The 15,843-nt window shown below is 67.4% G+C and carries 14 protein-coding genes; 5 read left to right on the top strand and 9 right to left on the bottom strand.

Annotation, left to right across the window (positions count from 1 at the left end):
* Positions 1 to 2: 2 nt before the first annotated feature.
* The 3 genes from gatB to gatC are packed head-to-tail and all read right to left on the bottom strand — an operon-like array spanning position 3 to position 3,256.
* A complete protein-coding gene (gene gatB, locus CTA01S_RS00800; protein ID WP_019561073.1) occupies positions 3 to 1,460 on the bottom strand; it encodes an Asp-tRNA(Asn)/Glu-tRNA(Gln) amidotransferase subunit GatB in 1,458 nt (485 codons plus the stop codon).
* 1 nt (position 1,461) lies between these two features.
* Positions 1,462 to 2,949 carry an Asp-tRNA(Asn)/Glu-tRNA(Gln) amidotransferase subunit GatA gene (gatA, locus tag CTA01S_RS00795; RefSeq protein ID WP_062191083.1) on the bottom strand — a complete coding sequence of 496 codons (1,488 nt, stop codon included), beginning with the start codon at positions 2,947 to 2,949 and terminating at the stop codon, positions 1,462 to 1,464.
* Between the two features lie 7 nt (positions 2,950 to 2,956).
* Positions 2,957 to 3,256 (bottom strand): Asp-tRNA(Asn)/Glu-tRNA(Gln) amidotransferase subunit GatC, encoded by a 300-nt coding sequence (gene gatC, locus CTA01S_RS00790; RefSeq protein ID WP_026330215.1) that lies wholly within the window; start codon positions 3,254 to 3,256, stop codon positions 2,957 to 2,959.
* Between the two features lie 247 nt (positions 3,257 to 3,503).
* On the opposite strand from gatC, the gene CTA01S_RS00785 reads away from it, so the two are divergent.
* The 5 genes from CTA01S_RS00785 to rodA are packed head-to-tail and all read left to right on the top strand — an operon-like array spanning position 3,504 to position 9,285.
* Positions 3,504 to 4,547 carry a rod shape-determining protein gene (locus CTA01S_RS00785; RefSeq protein WP_019561076.1) on the top strand — a complete coding sequence of 348 codons (1,044 nt, stop codon included), beginning with the start codon at positions 3,504 to 3,506 and terminating at the stop codon, positions 4,545 to 4,547.
* A gap of 58 nt (positions 4,548 to 4,605) precedes the next feature.
* Positions 4,606 to 5,529: a rod shape-determining protein MreC gene (mreC, locus tag CTA01S_RS00780; protein WP_019561077.1), complete on the top strand. Its 924-nt coding sequence runs from the start codon at positions 4,606 to 4,608 to the stop codon at positions 5,527 to 5,529.
* Positions 5,530 to 5,544: 15 nt separating this feature from the next.
* A complete protein-coding gene (gene mreD, locus CTA01S_RS00775) occupies positions 5,545 to 6,063 on the top strand; it encodes a rod shape-determining protein MreD (protein ID WP_062191080.1) in 519 nt (172 codons plus the stop codon).
* A 7-nt stretch (positions 6,064 to 6,070) separates the two neighbouring features.
* Positions 6,071 to 8,131 carry a penicillin-binding protein 2 gene (gene mrdA, locus CTA01S_RS00770; RefSeq protein ID WP_062191077.1) on the top strand — a complete coding sequence of 687 codons (2,061 nt, stop codon included), beginning with the start codon at positions 6,071 to 6,073 and terminating at the stop codon, positions 8,129 to 8,131.
* Positions 8,128 to 9,285 carry a rod shape-determining protein RodA gene (rodA, locus tag CTA01S_RS00765; RefSeq protein ID WP_019561080.1) on the top strand — a complete coding sequence of 386 codons (1,158 nt, stop codon included), beginning with the start codon at positions 8,128 to 8,130 and terminating at the stop codon, positions 9,283 to 9,285. The genes mrdA and rodA overlap by 4 nt, the downstream gene beginning before the upstream one ends.
* 41 nt (positions 9,286 to 9,326) lie before the next feature.
* Here the strand turns inward: rodA and CTA01S_RS00760 are convergent, their stop codons facing one another.
* The 6 genes from CTA01S_RS00760 to CTA01S_RS00735 form a co-directional block, all read right to left on the bottom strand.
* Complete coding sequence (locus tag CTA01S_RS00760) at positions 9,327 to 9,992, bottom strand: glutathione S-transferase family protein (protein ID WP_019561081.1); 666 nt, start codon at positions 9,990 to 9,992, stop codon at positions 9,327 to 9,329.
* Positions 9,993 to 10,068: 76 nt separating this feature from the next.
* Positions 10,069 to 11,130: a DUF1513 domain-containing protein gene (locus CTA01S_RS00755; RefSeq protein WP_062191074.1), complete on the bottom strand. Its 1,062-nt coding sequence runs from the start codon at positions 11,128 to 11,130 to the stop codon at positions 10,069 to 10,071.
* A complete protein-coding gene (locus tag CTA01S_RS00750) occupies positions 11,114 to 12,148 on the bottom strand; it encodes an imelysin family protein (RefSeq protein WP_062191071.1) in 1,035 nt (344 codons plus the stop codon). Before CTA01S_RS00750 ends, CTA01S_RS00755 begins: the two co-directional genes overlap by 17 nt.
* Positions 12,145 to 13,572 (bottom strand): di-heme oxidoreductase family protein, encoded by a 1,428-nt coding sequence (locus CTA01S_RS00745; RefSeq protein WP_019561084.1) that lies wholly within the window; start codon positions 13,570 to 13,572, stop codon positions 12,145 to 12,147. The genes CTA01S_RS00750 and CTA01S_RS00745 overlap by 4 nt, the downstream gene beginning before the upstream one ends.
* Positions 13,569 to 14,753, bottom strand: coding sequence for an imelysin family protein (locus CTA01S_RS00740; protein WP_062191069.1), 1,185 nt, complete (start codon positions 14,751 to 14,753; stop codon positions 13,569 to 13,571). Before CTA01S_RS00740 ends, CTA01S_RS00745 begins: the two co-directional genes overlap by 4 nt.
* Positions 14,754 to 14,975: 222 nt before the next feature.
* Positions 14,976 to 15,749 (bottom strand): ferredoxin--NADP reductase, encoded by a 774-nt coding sequence (locus CTA01S_RS00735; RefSeq protein WP_019561086.1) that lies wholly within the window; start codon positions 15,747 to 15,749, stop codon positions 14,976 to 14,978.
* Positions 15,750 to 15,843: the final 94 nt, after the last annotated feature.

The raw sequence follows: 15,843 nt of genomic DNA, 5'->3' as shown, positions 1-15,843 counted from the left end.
CCTCAAGCGCCGAGTTTTTGCCGCAGCAACTCGTTGACTTGGGCCGGATTGGCTTTGCCTTTGGTGGCTTTCATGACCTGCCCGACCAAGGCATTGAAGGCTTTTTCCTTGCCGGCGCGGAATTCTTCCACCGACTTGGGGTGGGCTGCCAGCACCTCTTGGACGATGGCTTCCAGCGCACCGGTGTCGTTCATCTGCTTGAGGCCTTTGGCCTCGATCAGGGCATCGACATCGCTGCCTTCGCCGCTCCAGAGTGCTTCGAAGACTTGCTTGGCGCCGTTGTTGGAGACGGTGCCGTCTTGGATGCGCAGGATGAGCGCCGCCAATGTGGCCGGCGGCACGGGCGCTTGGGCAATGTCCTTGCCTTCGGCATTGAGCCGGCGCGACAGCTCGCCCATCAGCCAATTGGCCACGAGCTTGGGTTGCTGACAGGCATCGCGCGCGGCCTCGTAGTAGCGCGCCAGGGCGAGACTTTGCGTCATCATGGTCGCGTCGTAGGCCGGCAGGCCGTCTTCGCGTTGAAAACGCTCGGCCATCACGCTGGGCAGCTCGGGCATGTCGGCCTTCACCTGCTCGACCCACTCGGGCGCGATCACCAGCGGGGGCAGGTCGGGGTCGGGGAAGTAGCGGTAGTCGTGCGCGTCTTCCTTGCTGCGCATGGCCCGCGTCTGGCCGGTGTCGGGGTTGAACAGCACGGTGGCCTGTTCGATGGGCAGGCCGTCTTCGAGCTGGTCGATCTGCCAGTGGACTTCGTAGTCGATGGCTTGCTGCAGGAAGCGAAAACTGTTGAGGTTTTTGATCTCGCGGCGCGTGCCCAGGGGCTGGCCAGGCTTGCGCACCGAGACGTTGGCATCGCAACGGAAGCTGCCTTCTTGCATGTTGCCATCGCAAATGCCCAGCCACACCACCAGCGCATGCAGGGCCTTGGCATAGCCCACGGCCTGCGCCGAAGAACGCATGTCGGGCTCGGAGACGATCTCCAACAGCGGCGTGCCGGCGCGGTTGAGGTCGATGCCGGTGTGGCCGTGATAGTCCTCGTGCAGCGACTTGCCGGCGTCTTCTTCCAGATGGGCGCGGGTCAGGCGCACGCGGTGCTTGACCTCACCCACGTAGAACTCGATCTGCCCGCCCTGGACCACGGGAATTTCATATTGGCTGATCTGGTAGCCCTTGGGCAGGTCGGGGTAGAAGTAGTTTTTGCGCGCAAAGATGGAGCGCGGCGCCACCGTGCCCTGGACGGCCAGGCCGAAACGGATGGCGCGTTCGACCGCGGCCCGGTTGAGCACCGGCAGCGTGCCCGGCAGGGCCAGGTCCACCGCGCAGGCCTGGGTGTTGGGCGCGGCCCCGAAGGCGGTGCTCGCGCCGGAAAAGATCTTCGATTGCGTGGACAGTTGCACGTGCGTCTCGAGGCCAATCACCACCTCGTAGCCCCGCACGAGTTCGGATGCGGTGTGGGTCATCTCAGCAGCCCTCCGGCGCACGGAGGTGAAAGTCGGTGGCTTGTTGGAAGGCATGCGCGGCATGCAGCAGCTGGCTTTCCTTCCAGTAGTTGCCGATCAGTTGCAAGCCCACGGGCAGGCTCTCTTCGCCAAAGCCCGCCGGCACGCTCATGCCCGGCAGGCCGGCCAGACTGGCCGGCAAGGTGAAGATGTCGGCGAGATATTCCTGCAGCGGGTCGGTCTGGCTGCCCAAGGCGCGCGCCACGGTGGGCGACACCGGGCCGGCGATCAGGTCGCAGTGGGCAAAGGCCGCCTGGAAGTCTTCGGCAATCATGCGACGCAGCTTCTGGGCTTGCAGGTAGTAGGCATCGTAGTAACCATGACTGAGCACATACGTGCCGATCATGATGCGGCGCTTGACCTCGGCCCCGAAGCCTTCGGAGCGGCTTTTCTTGTACATGTCGAGCAAGTCGGCATAGTGCTTGGCGCGGTGCCCGTAGCGCACGCCGTCATAGCGGCTGAGGTTGGAGCTGGCCTCGGCCGGGGCGATGATGTAGTAGACCGGGATGGACAGCTCGGTGCGCGGCAGGCTCACCTCCACCAGCGTGGCACCGAGCTTTTCGAACTCGGCCAGCGCCGCGCGCACCGCCGCAAGCACGCCAGCGGCCACGCCCTCGCCGAAGAACTCGCGCGGCATGCCGATGCGCAAGCCCTTGAGCGGCTGGGCCGCCGTGGCCCCTTCGCGCACGGCGCGCAGGGCCGCGGCATAGTCTTCCACGGGCTGCTGCGCCGAAGTGGCGTCGCGCTCGTCGAAGCCGCTCATGGCCCCCAGCAGCAAGGCGCAGTCTTCGGCGCTGCGTGCCAACACACCGGCTTGATCCAGGCTGGAGGCAAAGGCGATCATCCCGTAGCGCGAGCAGCGGCCATAGGTGGGCTTGATGCCGGTGATGCCGGTCAAGGCCGCGGGCTGGCGCACCGAGCCCCCGGTGTCGGTGCCGGTGGCCGCCGGAATCAAGCGCGCGGCCACCGCCACGGCCGACCCGCCCGAGGAGCCTCCGGCAATGCGCTGAGGATTCCAGGGGTTGCGCGCCGGGCCGAAGGCGGAATGCTCGTTGCTGCCGCCCATGGCGAACTCGTCGCAATTGAGCTTGCCCAACGTGACCGCACCGGCCTGTTTGAGTCGCGCCACGACGGTGGCATCGAAGGGGCTGCGGTAGCCTTCGAGCATCTTGGAGGCCGCCGTGCTGGGGAAGTCGACCGTCACGAAGATGTCCTTGTGCGCCAGCGGCACGCCCAGCAGCGGGCCCGTCTCGCCTCGGGCGCGACGCTCGTCGGCGGCCTGCGCCTGGGCCATCGCCACGGCCTCGTCGGTGCAGACGAAGGCGCCCAATTGTTCGTGGGCGGCAACGCGCGCAAGCAGATGTTTCGTGATTTCGACGCTGGAGAGGGTCTTGGCCTGGAGTCGGCGGGCCAGTTCGGCCACGCCCAAGTGGTGCAGTTCGGTGCTCATCGGGCCCTCACTCGATGACTTTGGGCACGAGGTACAGCCCGTCTTCGACGGCCGGGGCGCTGCGCTGATGAGCCTCGCGCTGGTCGGTCTCGGTCACCACGTCCTCACGCAAGCGCAAGACCACGTCTTGCACGGCCGACAGCGGGGTGTACAGGGGTTCGACGCCAGTGGTGTCCACCGCGCGCATGCGTTCGACGATGGCGAAAAAGCCGTTGAGCTGTTCGAGCATCTGGGCCTGCTCGTCCTCGCTCAGCGCCAGCCGAGCCAGGTGGGCGATGCGGCCCACGTCCTGAAGTGTCAAAGCCATGGGAAATCGTTTGCGTTTGGGGCGTCCCGCACGCATCGGTGCAGGGTCATTCAGGTATTATCTTCGGTTATCCACAACCGGCCTGGACGCAGCGATTTCGTCGGGGCTCTCCCCCCGAACGAGCGCTGGATCCGGAGCCGGTTTCGTGCAAGAAGCCGGGTCCACCGTCGCAGCGGGCGGCCCGATACAAAACCAACGCCTGCGGCCGCCCAGGGCTGCCTGGTCGGCCGCCCGGGAACCCTGACACATGTTTGAATCCATTCGTCGCTATTTTTCGACGGACCTCGCCATCGACCTGGGCACGGCCAACACCCTGATCTACGTGCGCGGCAAGGGCATCGTCCTGGACGAGCCCTCGGTGGTGGCCATCCGCCACGAAGGCGGCCCCAACGGCAAGAAGACCATCCAGGCCGTGGGTGCCGAAGCCAAGGCCATGCTGGGCAAGGTGCCTGGCAACATCGAGGCCATCCGGCCGATGAAGGACGGGGTGATCGCCGACTTCACCGTCACCGAGCAGATGCTCAAGCAGTTCATCAAGATGGTCCATCCGCGCTCGATGATGAAGCCCAGCCCACGCATCATCATCTGCGTGCCCTGCGGCTCCACCCAGGTCGAGCGCCGCGCCATCCGCGAATCGGCCCTGGGGGCCGGCGCTTCCGAGGTCTACCTGATCGAGGAGCCGATGGCCGCGGCCATCGGTGCGGGGCTGCCGGTGTCGGAAGCCTCGGGCTCGATGGTGGTGGACATCGGCGGCGGCACCACCGAGGTGGGGGTCATCAGCCTGGGCGGCATGGTCTACAAGGGCAGCGTGCGCGTGGGCGGCGACAAGTTCGACGAGGCCATCATCAACTACATCCGCCGCAACTACGGCATGCTCATCGGTGAGCCCACGGCCGAGGCCATCAAGAAGGAAATCGGCTCGGCCTTTCCCGGCTCCGAGGTCAAGGAAATGGAGGTCAAGGGCCGCAATCTTTCCGAAGGGGTGCCGCGCAGCTTCACGATCAGCTCCAACGAAATCCTGGAGGCCTTGACCGATCCGCTCAACCAGATCGTCTCCTCGGTGAAGAACGCGCTGGAGCAAACACCGCCCGAACTCGGTGCCGACATTGCCGAGCGCGGCATGATGCTCACCGGCGGCGGCGCCTTGCTGCGCGACTTGGATCGGCTGCTGGCCGAAGAAACCGGCCTGCCGGTGCTGGTGGCCGAGGACCCGCTGACCTGCGTGGTGCGCGGCTGCGGCACGGCCCTGGAACGCATGGAGCGCCTGGGCTCGATCTTCACCTCGGAATGAAGGCCCTGCCGCCGATGGGCCGGCCGTCGTCCCCGAGTGTCTGACCTGCGCACGCGCCATGCCCCTGGGTACGCTGGACCGCACCCCTCCGCCGTTCTTCCGCCAAGGCCCGTCGGCCTTCACGCGGCTGATCGTCTTTTCGGCGCTGGCCCTGTTCCTGATGGTGGCCGACCGCCGGCTGAGCGTCACCGAGCCCTTGCGCGCGGTCATCGCCACGGCGCTGCATCCGGTGCAACAAGTCTTGCTGATGCCGGTCCAAGCCATCAGCGCCGCCGGCCAGTACCTGCAGGGGCTGGCCGCAGCGCGCGCCGCCGAAGCGCAGGCCCGTCGTCAGCTGGCCGATCAGGCCGTGCGTCTGAGCCGCCTGGACCTGCTCGAACAAGAAAACGCCCGGCTGCGCGAGCTGCTGCAGCTGCGCAGCACGGTGTCCACCCGCACGCTGGCGGCCGAGGTGCTCTATGACCGGCCCGACCCTTACACCCGCAAAGTGGTGATCGACCGCGGACTCACCCAAGGCGTGGTGCCGGGCTCGCCCGTGATCGATCCCACCGGGGTGATCGGCCAAGTGACCCGGGTGTATCCGCTCACCTCGGAGGTGACGCTGCTGGTGGACAAGGATGCCGTCATTCCCGTGCTCAACACCCGCACCCAGGTGCGCGGGCTGGCCTATGGCGACCCCCAGCGCGCCGGCTTGGAGTTGCGCTTCATGCCCACCAACGCGGATGTGCGCGAGGGCGACACCCTGGCCACCTCGGGCGTGGACGGCGTCTATCCCGCGGGCTTGCCGGTGGCCGTGGTCAGCCGCGTCGAACGCCGCGCCGACAGCGCCTTCGCCCGCATCCTGCTGGAGCCGGTCGGACAACTGGACAGTGCGCGTCATGTGTTGGTGCTCGAACCCGTGGGCCATGCATTGCCGCCACCGCCGGAGCCCGCCTCCGAAGCCCTGCCGCGCTCGCAGCGCCGCAGCGCCAACGGCCGCTGAACGCAGGTCTCAGCCATGATGCCGCGCGGATCCGACCAACTCTTGCTGCCGGCCAGCCCGGTGTTCATCTGGGCGTCGCTGGCCGTGGCCCTGGCCTTGAACATGCTGCCCTTGGGGCGCTCCCTGGCGATGCCCGACTGGCTGGCGCTGACGCTGGTGTTCTGGAACGTGCATCAGCCGCGGCGCATCGGCATCGGGGCGGCCTTCGTCTTCGGCCTGGTCATGGACGTGCATGAAGGCGCGCTGCTGGGGCAGCATGCCTTGGCCTACACGCTGTTGAGCTATTTCGCAATCACCATCCACCGCCGCTTGCTGTGGTTCTCGCTGCTGGAGCAAGCGGTGCAGATCCTGCCGCTGTTTTTTACCGCCCATGCGGCGCTCGTCTTGATCCGGCTGGCCGCCGGTGGCATCTTCCCGGGATGGGAGCTGCTGCTGGCTCCGGTGCTGGAGGCCGCGCTATGGCCGCTGGCCAGTTGGGTGCTGTTGGCGCCACAGCGGCGTGCGCCCGATCCGGACGAGAACCGTCCGCTGTGATCCAGACATGACCGAGCTGAAGGACGTCGAACGCGAGCTGTCGCGCTTTCGCGCCCGGCTGTTGTTTGCCGCCGCCATGGTGCTGGCATGCTTTGGCCTGGTGGTGGCGCGGCTGGTGTACTTGCAAGTGCTCCAACACGACGAGCTCAGCGCGCGGGCCGAGAACAACCGCATCGCCGTGCTGCCGATCCCGCCCAACCGCGGGTTGATCCTGGACCGCCATGGCATCGTCCTGGCCCGCAATTACGCCGCCTATACGCTGGAAATCACCCCCTCGAAAGTGGACGACCTGGACGCCACGATCGACGCCTTGTCGGAGCTGGTGACCATCAGTGCGGCCGACCGCCGGCGCTTTCGGCGCCTGATGGAAGAAACCAAGGGCCTGGATTCGCTGCCGGTGCGCACCCGGCTCAGCGATGAAGAAGTGGCGCGCTTTGCGGCGCAGCGCTACCGCTTCCCCGGTGTGGAGGTCAAAGCGCGGCTGTTCCGCCACTATCCGCTGGGCGACGTGGGCAGCCACGTGGTGGGCTACATCGGCCGCATCAACCAGGCCGAAAAAAAGGCCATGGAAGACTGGCCCGAGGAGGAGCTGGCCAACTACCGCGGCACCGAGTACATCGGCAAGCTCGGCGTGGAGCAAGCCTACGAGCGCGAGCTGCACGGCACCACCGGCTTCGAGGAAGTGGAGACCAGCGCCGGCGGGCGCGCGGTGCGCCGACTGCGCTCCAGCCCGGCCACACCGGGCCACACCGTGGTGCTGTCGATCGACATCAAGTTGCAAGCCTTGGTCGAGCAGCTCTTCGGGGATCGGCGCGGCGCACTGGTGGCCATCGACCCTCGCAGCGGTGAGGTGTTGGCCCTGGTGAGCAAACCGACCTTCGACCCCAATCTCTTCGTCGAAGGCATCGACGTGGAGAACTGGCGCGCGCTGAACGAATCGATCGACCGGCCGCTGCTGAACCGTGCGCTGCGTGGCACCTATCCGCCAGGCTCGACCTACAAACCTTTCATGGCGCTGGCCGCGCTCAACACCGGCACCCGCACGGCCAGCCAGACGATCATGGACAACGGCGTGTTCGTGTTCGGCAACCACCGCTTCCGCAGCCACGGCGATACCGGGCTGGGTCCGGTGGATATGCGCCGTTCGATCATCAAGTCCAGCAACGTGTACTACTACACCCTGGCCAACGAAATGGGCGTGGACCTCATCCACGACCAAATGGCCCCCTTCGGCTTCGGCCAGCTCACAGGCATCGACTTGCCCGGCGAGGCGCGCGGTGTGCTGCCGTCCACCGATTGGAAGCGCCGCACCTACCGGCGGCCCGAGCAGCAACGCTGGTATGCCGGGGAGACCATCTCGTTGGGCATCGGCCAGGGCTACAACAGCTTCACGATGTTGCAATTGGCGCATGCCATGGCCACGTTGACCTCCGGCGGCCAGCGCCACAGGCCGCATGTGGTGCGCGAGATCCGCGACCCCGTGACCCATGAAGCCCGTGCGGTGAACCACGAGCCGTTGCCCCCGTTGGCGCTCAAGCCCGAACACGTCAAAGTGGTGCTCGAAGCGATGTACGCGGTCACGCAGGAAGGCACCTCCACGCGCAGCTTCGTCGGCGCGCCGTACCGCAGCGGCGGCAAGACCGGCACGGCGCAGGCTGTCTCCATCCGCCAGAACGAGCGCTACGACGCCGCCAAGCTGGCCGAGTATCTGCGCGACCATGCGCTGTACGTGGCTTTCGCGCCGCTGGAAGATCCCCGCATCGCCGTGGCGGTGATCGTGGAAAACGCTGGCTTCGGCGCGCAGTCGGCCGCGCCGATTGTGCGGCGGGTGTTCGACTACTGGCTCGCGGGCCTGTACCCCAGCGAGCAAGACATTGCCGCCGTGCAGCGCGGCGAGGCCGCCGCCCCCATCGGCACCCCTCGCCTGGCCGCCACGGTCACCGTGCAGCCGGTCTCTTCGGCGCTGGAGGGCAGCCGCTTGAGCGGCCCGGCCATCGCCCTGCCCGCCGACGACCCGGCGTCGGCCACCCCCTTGTCGCCGGCCCCCCGCGCGGCGCGTGTGCCATGAACGTGACCTTCGAACGTCCCTCGCTGTGGCAGCGGCTCAAGCCGATGCTGTTCGGCTTCGATCCGGCGCTGTCGGCCGCGGTGCTGCTGCTGTGCGGCGCGGGACTGCTGATCATGTACTCGGCCGGCTACGACCACGGCACCCGCTTCGTCGACCATGCCCGCAACATGCTCATTGCCGCCGCCGTGGTCTTCCTGGTGGCGCAGGTGCCGCCACATCGGCTGATGGCCATCGCCGTGCCGCTGTATACCGTCGGCGTGGTGCTGCTGCTGGGGGTGGAGTTCTTCGGCATCACACGCAAAGGGGCCACCCGCTGGTTGAACATCGGCCTGACCGTGATCCAGCCCAGCGAAATCATGAAGATCGCCGTGCCGCTGATGCTGGCCTGGTGGTTCCAGCGCCGCGAGGGTCAGCTGCGCGTGCCCGACTTTCTGGTGGCTGCGGTGATTTTGGCCGTGCCGGTGGGCCTGATCCTGCGCCAGCCCGATTTGGGCACCTCGCTGCTGGTGCTGGCCGCCGGTTTGGCCGTGATCTTCCTGGCCGGGCTGTCCTGGAAGCTGGTGATCCCAGCGGTGACCGCCGCGGTGATCGGCGTGGTGGCCTTGGTGAGCCTGGAAGAGCGCATCTGCGCGCCCGGGGTGGATCTGAAAGTGCTGCACGAATACCAGCGCCAGCGCATCTGCACTTTGCTGGATCCGACCAAAGACCCGCTGGGCAAGGGCTTCCACACCATTCAAGGCATGATCGCCATCGGCTCGGGGGGATGGACCGGCAAAGGCTTCATGAAAGGCACCCAAACCCATCTGGAATTCATTCCCGAGCGGACCACCGACTTCATCTTCGCCGCTTATTCCGAAGAGTTCGGGCTGGTGGGCAATCTGGCGCTCATCCTGGGCTTTGTCTTTCTCATCTTGCGCGGCTTGATGATCGCCAGCGAGGCGCCCACCCTGTTCGCGCGCCTGATGGCCGGGGCGGTGACCTTGATCTTCTTCACCTATGCCTTCGTCAACATGGGCATGGTCAGTGGCATTCTGCCCGTGGTGGGCGTGCCGCTGCCCTTCATCAGCTATGGCGGCACCGCCATGGTCACGCTCGGTCTGGGCCTGGGCATGCTGATGTCGATCGCACGCAGCAAGCGCTTCATGCCGTCTTGAGCGACGCCCGGCCGCGCGCGGGCGGGCGTCGCCCGCCCGACTCAGCCGAGCTGATAGGGCCCCCCCTTGGCCAACGCGCGCTGATACGCCGGCCGGGCCTGCATGCGCTGCAACAGATGGCGCAGCAGCGGGTAACGATCGTCCAGTCCGCCCCGTGCGGCCGACGCCTCCAGCACGAAGCTCATCTGGACATCGGCCGCCGTGAACTCATCGCCCGCAAACCAAGGGCGATCGGCAAGTTCGGACTCCATGAACTCGAGATGGCGCTCGATGTTGGGCCTGACGACCAGGTCTTTGACCTTGCGCGCAATGCCCGCAGCCACCGGACGCACCAGCCACGGCGACTTGCGCTCCACCATGTCGAACACCAGCTTCATCACCAGTGGCGGCATCGCCGAGCCTTCGGCAAAGTGCATCCAAAAGGTGTAGCGCAGCGCCTCGGGCGTGCCTGGCGCGGGCTTGAAGCGGCCTTGGCCGTAGCGGTCCACCAGGTATTCCAAGATGGCGCCGGATTCGGCCAGCACCAGCTCGCCATCGGTGATCACCGGCGACTTGCCCAGCGGATGCACCTGGCGCAACTGCGGCGGCGCCAGCATGGTCTGGGGATGACGCTGATAGTGACGGATCTCGTAAGGCAGCTGCAGCTCTTCGAGCATCCACAGCACGCGCTGCGAGCGCGAGTTGTTGAGATGATGGACGGTGATCATGTGAACCGGGGGGGGGGGGCGAGTCTCAGCCTCAAGCTTACCGGCAAGCGGCATCGGCTCCGGCGCCGCGTGTCGTTCAGACCCGCCAGTGATTGTCCAGCTGCAATGCCGGCACGCGCAGGCGCTCGGTGGCCAAGCCGGCCTCCGGATGCCCGCCCATCCACAACCGCCCCTGGGGATCGACGGCCAACGCGCAGGCCTCGCTCAGCGGCACCCAGCCGCGCGCCCGCCCATCGGGGTGGTACAGCGCCACTCCCCCGGCGCGCGGACAAGCCACCGCAAAACCCTCGGCCGTGCCGGCGATGTCGCCACCGTAGCCGGCCAGCGGCCGATCGAAAGGCACCGCGCGCAAGCCCTCGGGCTCCAGCAGTGCCAGCACCGGGGCGTGCTCGCGCTGTGTGGCCTCATCGTGCTCGGCTTGCAAGGCCACGCCCAACCGCGATCCGCTCCATGCCAGGTGGCGCACGCTCAGCCGCTCATCGCGCAACCGCCATTGCCCCAACAGCTGCCCGGCACGCCAGTCCAGACACACCAGCGAGGCGTCCATGCGGTCCAAGCCCCACTTGCGGCGCCCGGTCTCGGGACGGGTCTCGATGCCGCCATTGGCCACATACAAGCGGTCCGGGTGCTGCCGATCCCACAGCAGCTGATGCGGATCACGGCCATGGCTGGGCCATTCCTGCATCACCTCCAAGGTCCTTGCATCCCGCACGGCCACGAGGCCCATGCCGCTGTCCAGGTCGGTTTCGGTGGTCAACACCACGCGGCCCTCGGGATGGGGCAACACATGGCCATTGAGGCTGCGGCCAGGGTCCAACCAGGCCCATCGCGGTGATGTGGCCGGCGCCCAGCGCAGCAGCCAATCCCCCGGGCGGCGGGCCGCGGCATACACGCTGCCGTCCGGGCCGATCCACACCCCGTGCGCCCGGGTGGGTAGGTCCACGGCCGTGTGGACACGCCAGGCGCCTTGCGCCCTGTCGGCCAGCAGCCAGCCCACTTGGTAGCGCCCGTCGGCCAACCGCCAACTGGCCAACAGGCGCGGCCCCGGCTCGGCCCAGGCCCAGGCGCTGGCCCCACCCAGGGCCGCCCCCAGCCACAGGCCGAAACGTCGGCGCGTGAGCTCAATCGCCATCGGCATCGGAAAACCCCATCCTCACATCGAAGGCCGGCGCCAGTTCGGACTCCGCCAGCCGTTTGAGGGCCGCCAGCGCCTGCGCAGCCCCGGTGACCGTCTCCGGCTGCTGCGGCGTGGCCGCCAGCACACCACGTTCGGCCCCCTCGACGGCTGCGCGCCAACGGTCGGCCAGCTCGTTCCACCCGCGACCGCGCAAATACGATTCGAAAGACACCAGCCCCTCGCCCGGCGTCGGCACCTGCGCGCCGGCACGCGCCAAGGCCGCGATCGCTTCCCAATGGTGGCGCCAGCTCTGGACCGTGCGGCCGCTGGTTTGCCGCGGCAGGGTCTGCAAGGCGCCGGAACGCAGGGGTTTTTCCATCGCGGCCCAACGCAGCCGCTCCACGGCCCCCACCCATTGATTGACCAGTTCGTCCATGCCGGCGGCCACCTCGGCCTCGGACCAGTCCTGCGGGGTGCGCTGCGCCAAGCGCTCGAAGTCGTCACGCAGGGCCTGCATGTGGCGCGCCAGATCCTGCCCCAGTTCCTGCGCATACGCACAAGCCGGGCTGGCCGCAGCCATGGGCTGACGCCACAGCAGCCACTCCAGCGCGGGCCAGCCCTTGGCCGGCGTGCCGATGCGTTCCAGCGCCTCGGCCCCGCGCGGTTGCGCACGCACGGCCCGCTCGATCAGATTCGGCCGGGTCGGCGCAAAATCGATCTGCCGCAGGCTGCGTCGCCACAGCACGGGCCCAGTGGCCACGGCCGACAGCCGCTCCCAGGCCGCCACGGCCTCGCCCCAGCGCCGGCGCGCCTGCTCCATGCCGAGCTCGCCGCGGCACGTGGCCCCCAGGGTCTGCGCCAGCACGAGCGCGGCTTCATGGGCGGCACGCGCCTGAGGGACCGCAAACCACCGATACCACCCCACCAGCACATCCGCCGGGGTATAGAACGGCACGGCCACCACCTGCCAAGAGGCTTGGGCTTGCGCACCGCCGGCCATGCCCAGCGCGAGGGCCCCCAACACATGTCGACGGTTCACAGCGACTCCACGAACTTCACCAAGGCCTCCCGATCCTCGCGGCTCATGCGCAGCACCTGTTGTTTGCTGTCCTCGGCCTCGCCGCCATGCCACAAGATCGCTTCCAGCACCCCACGCGCCCGGCCATCGTGCAGCAAACGCTGGTGGCCGTTGACATCGCGCAGCAGCCCGATGCCCCACAGCGGTGGCGTGCGCCACTGACGGCCATGGGCTCGAAAGTCGGGCCGACCGTCGGCCAGCGCCTCGCCCATGTCGTGCAGCAGCAAATCCGTGTAGGGCCAGATGGTTTGATCTTGCAGCGCCGGGCTGCTCAGCGGCGGAAACGGCGCCTGCGCCGTGCGATAGCTGGGACGGTGACACACCGCGCACTGCGCTTGCGCAAACAACTGCTGGCCGCGCAGCACCTGCGGATCGCGCGCGTGGCGGCGCGCCGGCGGGGCCAGCGTAGCGGTGTAGAAAATCACGTCCTGCAACGTCTTGTCGTCGATTTCCGGCGCCTGACCTCGCGCCCCTCGGGGCGCGGCCAAGCAATCGGCTTGCGCAGGCGTGCACGCCTCTTGCGGGAAGTACGAGGACGTGATGCCCATGTCCCCGAGAAACGCTGCGGCCGTTTGGTGAGCGACGGTGGCCACATTGGCCTTCCAGCCGAAGCGGCCGATCATTTCGCGGCCGGTCACCACGTCCCACACCCGGTTCGGCTGGCCCTTGATGGGCCCGGGCATCGCGGCCTGCTCGGCGGCGTTGCGCTCGATCTCGGCTTCGGGGATGGCTTCGAGCAAGCCCATGCCGATGACCTGCGGCGCGATGCGCGGGCTGAGCATCACGTCGCGCGCCATCGGCCCGTAACCCAGCTTGCGAAAGCCATAGATCGGTTGCTGCAAGGTGTACGGCGTGCCGTCGGCGAAGCGCCCATGCACCGGCTTCCAGCGGATCGTCACCTCCCCTTCGGGCTTGACGCCCGGCACCGCGGCATTGGTGAACTGATCGCCGTAGACCGGCTCGGGCAGGGGGCCGCCGTGCGCATCCCGACCCGGCACCGACAAGCGCAACAACAGCGCCACCGGCTGCTCATCGTTGAGCCCTCGGCGCAGCTGCGGCGGCGCACCGCGGCCATCCATGGCGTGGCAGGCGCCGCAGGAGCGGGCGATGAAATGCGGACCCAGGCCGTCGCGCGCAGTGGTGGACGCCGGAGCGATCACCCAGTTGCGCTTGAAAAACGAGTTGCCGATCACGAAGCGCGTGCGCTCGGCATCGCTCAGATTGGCCGCCGGAAACGAAAACGCGTTCTTGCCGGTGGCCCACACGGTGGTCGCCCCCCCGGTGCGCTCGCCCAGCGGATCGGCAGGGTCCGGCACGACATCGGAGCGGACCGCCGGGCTGACCCACAACGCCAGCCCCAGCCACAGGCACGCACGGGCGTTCACGGCTGCACGAGGGTCAGCTGCGTGATGCCAATGGCCGCGGCGGCATCGACCAAGTCTTTGCTCTGCTGCGTCAAGCTGTCGATGGCCGCCTGGATGCGGCGCCGACCCGGTGCATCGGCCCCACCGATGATTTCACGGTCGAAGGGCGCTTGGATCGCTTCGGTGGCCAGCACCGAGCGACGAATCTGCGCCGTGGTGCGCTCGGCCAGGGCGGCATCGTGGGCGGCCACCAGATCACGCAGGCCGGGGCCTTGCAACACCCGACCATCGGCCCGCCGGTAACGGCCGAGCCAGACATTTTCGATGCCCAAGGCATTGGCCACCGCGTCCCGGTGCGTGTTGTCGGAAAAGCAAGAATGCTCGTCTTCCTGATCCTGGCTGGCCAAAGCCACCTCCAGCCGTTCGCCGGCCAGCTCGCCGCGCGACAGCGAACCCAGGCCCACGAACATCTTGCGCAGCGATTCTTGGCCCCCGCGCTCGAACGCGGCGCGGTAGTTGTTCTTCACACCAGGCGCCCAGGCCCGCACCAGGGAGGTCAGATCCTCGATCAGGATCTCGGTGATGAGGCGCAAATACGTGCGCCGGCGGTCGGCGTTGGGCCTTTTGCCGTCGATGAAATCTTCGAAACTGCGATCGCCCGGTCCGGTCTCGGACAGATCCTGCCCCCAGAGCATGAACTCGATCGCATGCCAGCCGGTGGCGATGTTTTCCTCTCCGCCGCGCTCGTTGAGCTCGATGAGCGCCTTTTTCGTCAAAGGCTGCTTGCGATCATTGATCAAGCCGGCATCGGGGCGCCCCTCGACATAATCCACATAGGACTCATCCATCGGCCAGGCGTTGAGCCGCCCCTCGAGGCCATGGTCGTCGTCGATCGGGCCGCCATAGAAGCGATAGGCCTCGGTTTGGCCATAGAACTCGCGAGCATCCAGCCAGGCCCGGCGGGCGGCTGCCAGGGTCTGCGGCGAGGGCGCCGCCAGGAACGCCGTGATGGCCTTTTGCATCGCCCGAGCCGCCGTCAAGGTGTCCTCGTAGCTCGCGTGCACCAGGGCGGCATGATGACGAACGACCGCCGCAGCCGTCACGGCCGCAGGGTTCACCGAGGCCGATGCGGCCGACGCCGCCTGGGCGAACGCCGCCGGCACGGCCACGAGCCACACCAAGCTCAACAGCAGGGACTTCATGCACGGACTCCTTGATCGAGTCCGTCATTGTATTTGGGAATTATTCGTATTACCGATCTCGACCGATTCGCCAGGATTTCCGTCCCGTGTGGACCCGCGCGGGCTCAAGCCGCCCCGGCAAGGCCCTCAGGGCCCCGCCCTTGCGGCGGGATCGGCGGGCCCATGGACGGCGGCCCCTGCCTCTGGCAGGGGCCGCAGGGGCCGGGTGCGCCGCGGGGCCGCTCACTGATCGGCGAAGGCTCGCTCGATCACATAGTCGCCGGGCCGCGAGGTGTTGCCCTCATGGAAGCCGCGCGCATCCAGCATGCCTTTGAGGTCCCGCAGCATGGCCGGGCTGCCGCAGATCATCACGCGGTCGTGCTCGCGGTCGAGCAAGGGCAGGCCGAGGTCCTCGAAGAGCTTGCCGGTTTCGATCAACGTGGTGATGCGGCCCTGGTTGCGGTAGGGCTCACGCGTGACCGTGGGGTAGTACAACAACTGCTCGGAAGCCAGTTCGCCCAGGAATTCATGTTTGGGCAGCTCTTCGGTGATGAGATCCTGATAGGCCAGCTCGGCCGCATAACGGCAGCCATGCACCAGCACCACTTGCTCGAAGCGCTCGTAGGTGTGCGGGTCGCGAATCACGCTGAGGAACGGCGCCAGCCCCGTGCCCGTGGCCAACAGGTACAGGCGCTTGCCGGGCAGCAAATAGTCCAGCAGCAAGGTGCCGGTGGGCTTGCGACCCACGAGAATCGTGTCGCCTTCCTTCAAATGCTGCAAGCGTGAGGTCAGCGGCCCATTGGGCACTTTGATGCTGAAAAACTCGAGGTGATCCTCGTAATTGGCGCTGGCCACGCTGTAGGCCCGCAGCAGCGGCTTGCCATCGACTTTCAGACCGATCATCGTGAAATGGCCGTTCTGGAAGCGGAAAGCCTGGTCGCGAGTGGTCTTGAAGCTGAACAGACGGTCGGTCCAATGACGCACGCTCAGCACACGTTCTTCGTTGAAGGCACTCATGGTCGAGAAGATGGGAAAGACAGCGAGACAGCGCAGACTTCAAGCGAGCGCCAGACGGGCGGCTGACGCGGGCCGGGTCCTGCTGCAATGCAGC

This window comes from Caldimonas taiwanensis NBRC 104434 (genome assembly GCF_001592165.1).
Taxonomy (GTDB): domain Bacteria; phylum Pseudomonadota; class Gammaproteobacteria; order Burkholderiales; family Burkholderiaceae_C; genus Caldimonas; species Caldimonas manganoxidans.
This window is presented reverse-complemented; position numbering and strand designations above follow the sequence as displayed.

Excerpts from the sequence above, each read along its gene's own strand:
- mrdA (WP_062191077.1), top strand. The coding sequence starts at position 6,071 with ATGACCGAGCTGAAGGACGTCGAACGCGAGCTGTCGCGCTTTCGCGCC.
- rodA (WP_019561080.1), top strand. The coding sequence starts at position 8,128 with ATGAACGTGACCTTCGAACGTCCCTCGCTGTGGCAGCGGCTCAAGCCG.
- CTA01S_RS00785 (WP_019561076.1), top strand. The coding sequence starts at position 3,504 with ATGTTTGAATCCATTCGTCGCTATTTTTCGACGGACCTCGCCATCGAC.
- gatC (WP_026330215.1), bottom strand. The coding sequence starts at position 3,256 with ATGGCTTTGACACTTCAGGACGTGGGCCGCATCGCCCACCTGGCTCGG.
- gatA (WP_062191083.1), bottom strand. The coding sequence starts at position 2,949 with ATGAGCACCGAACTGCACCACTTGGGCGTGGCCGAACTGGCCCGCCGA.
- mreC (WP_019561077.1), top strand. The coding sequence starts at position 4,606 with ATGCCCCTGGGTACGCTGGACCGCACCCCTCCGCCGTTCTTCCGCCAA.
- CTA01S_RS00755 (WP_062191074.1), bottom strand. The coding sequence starts at position 11,130 with ATGCCGATGGCGATTGAGCTCACGCGCCGACGTTTCGGCCTGTGGCTG.
- mreD (WP_062191080.1), top strand. The coding sequence starts at position 5,545 with ATGATGCCGCGCGGATCCGACCAACTCTTGCTGCCGGCCAGCCCGGTG.
- gatB (WP_019561073.1), bottom strand. The coding sequence starts at position 1,460 with ATGACCCACACCGCATCCGAACTCGTGCGGGGCTACGAGGTGGTGATT.
- CTA01S_RS00760 (WP_019561081.1), bottom strand. The coding sequence starts at position 9,992 with ATGATCACCGTCCATCATCTCAACAACTCGCGCTCGCAGCGCGTGCTG.
- CTA01S_RS00735 (WP_019561086.1), bottom strand. The coding sequence starts at position 15,749 with ATGAGTGCCTTCAACGAAGAACGTGTGCTGAGCGTGCGTCATTGGACC.
- CTA01S_RS00740 (WP_062191069.1), bottom strand. The coding sequence starts at position 14,753 with ATGAAGTCCCTGCTGTTGAGCTTGGTGTGGCTCGTGGCCGTGCCGGCG.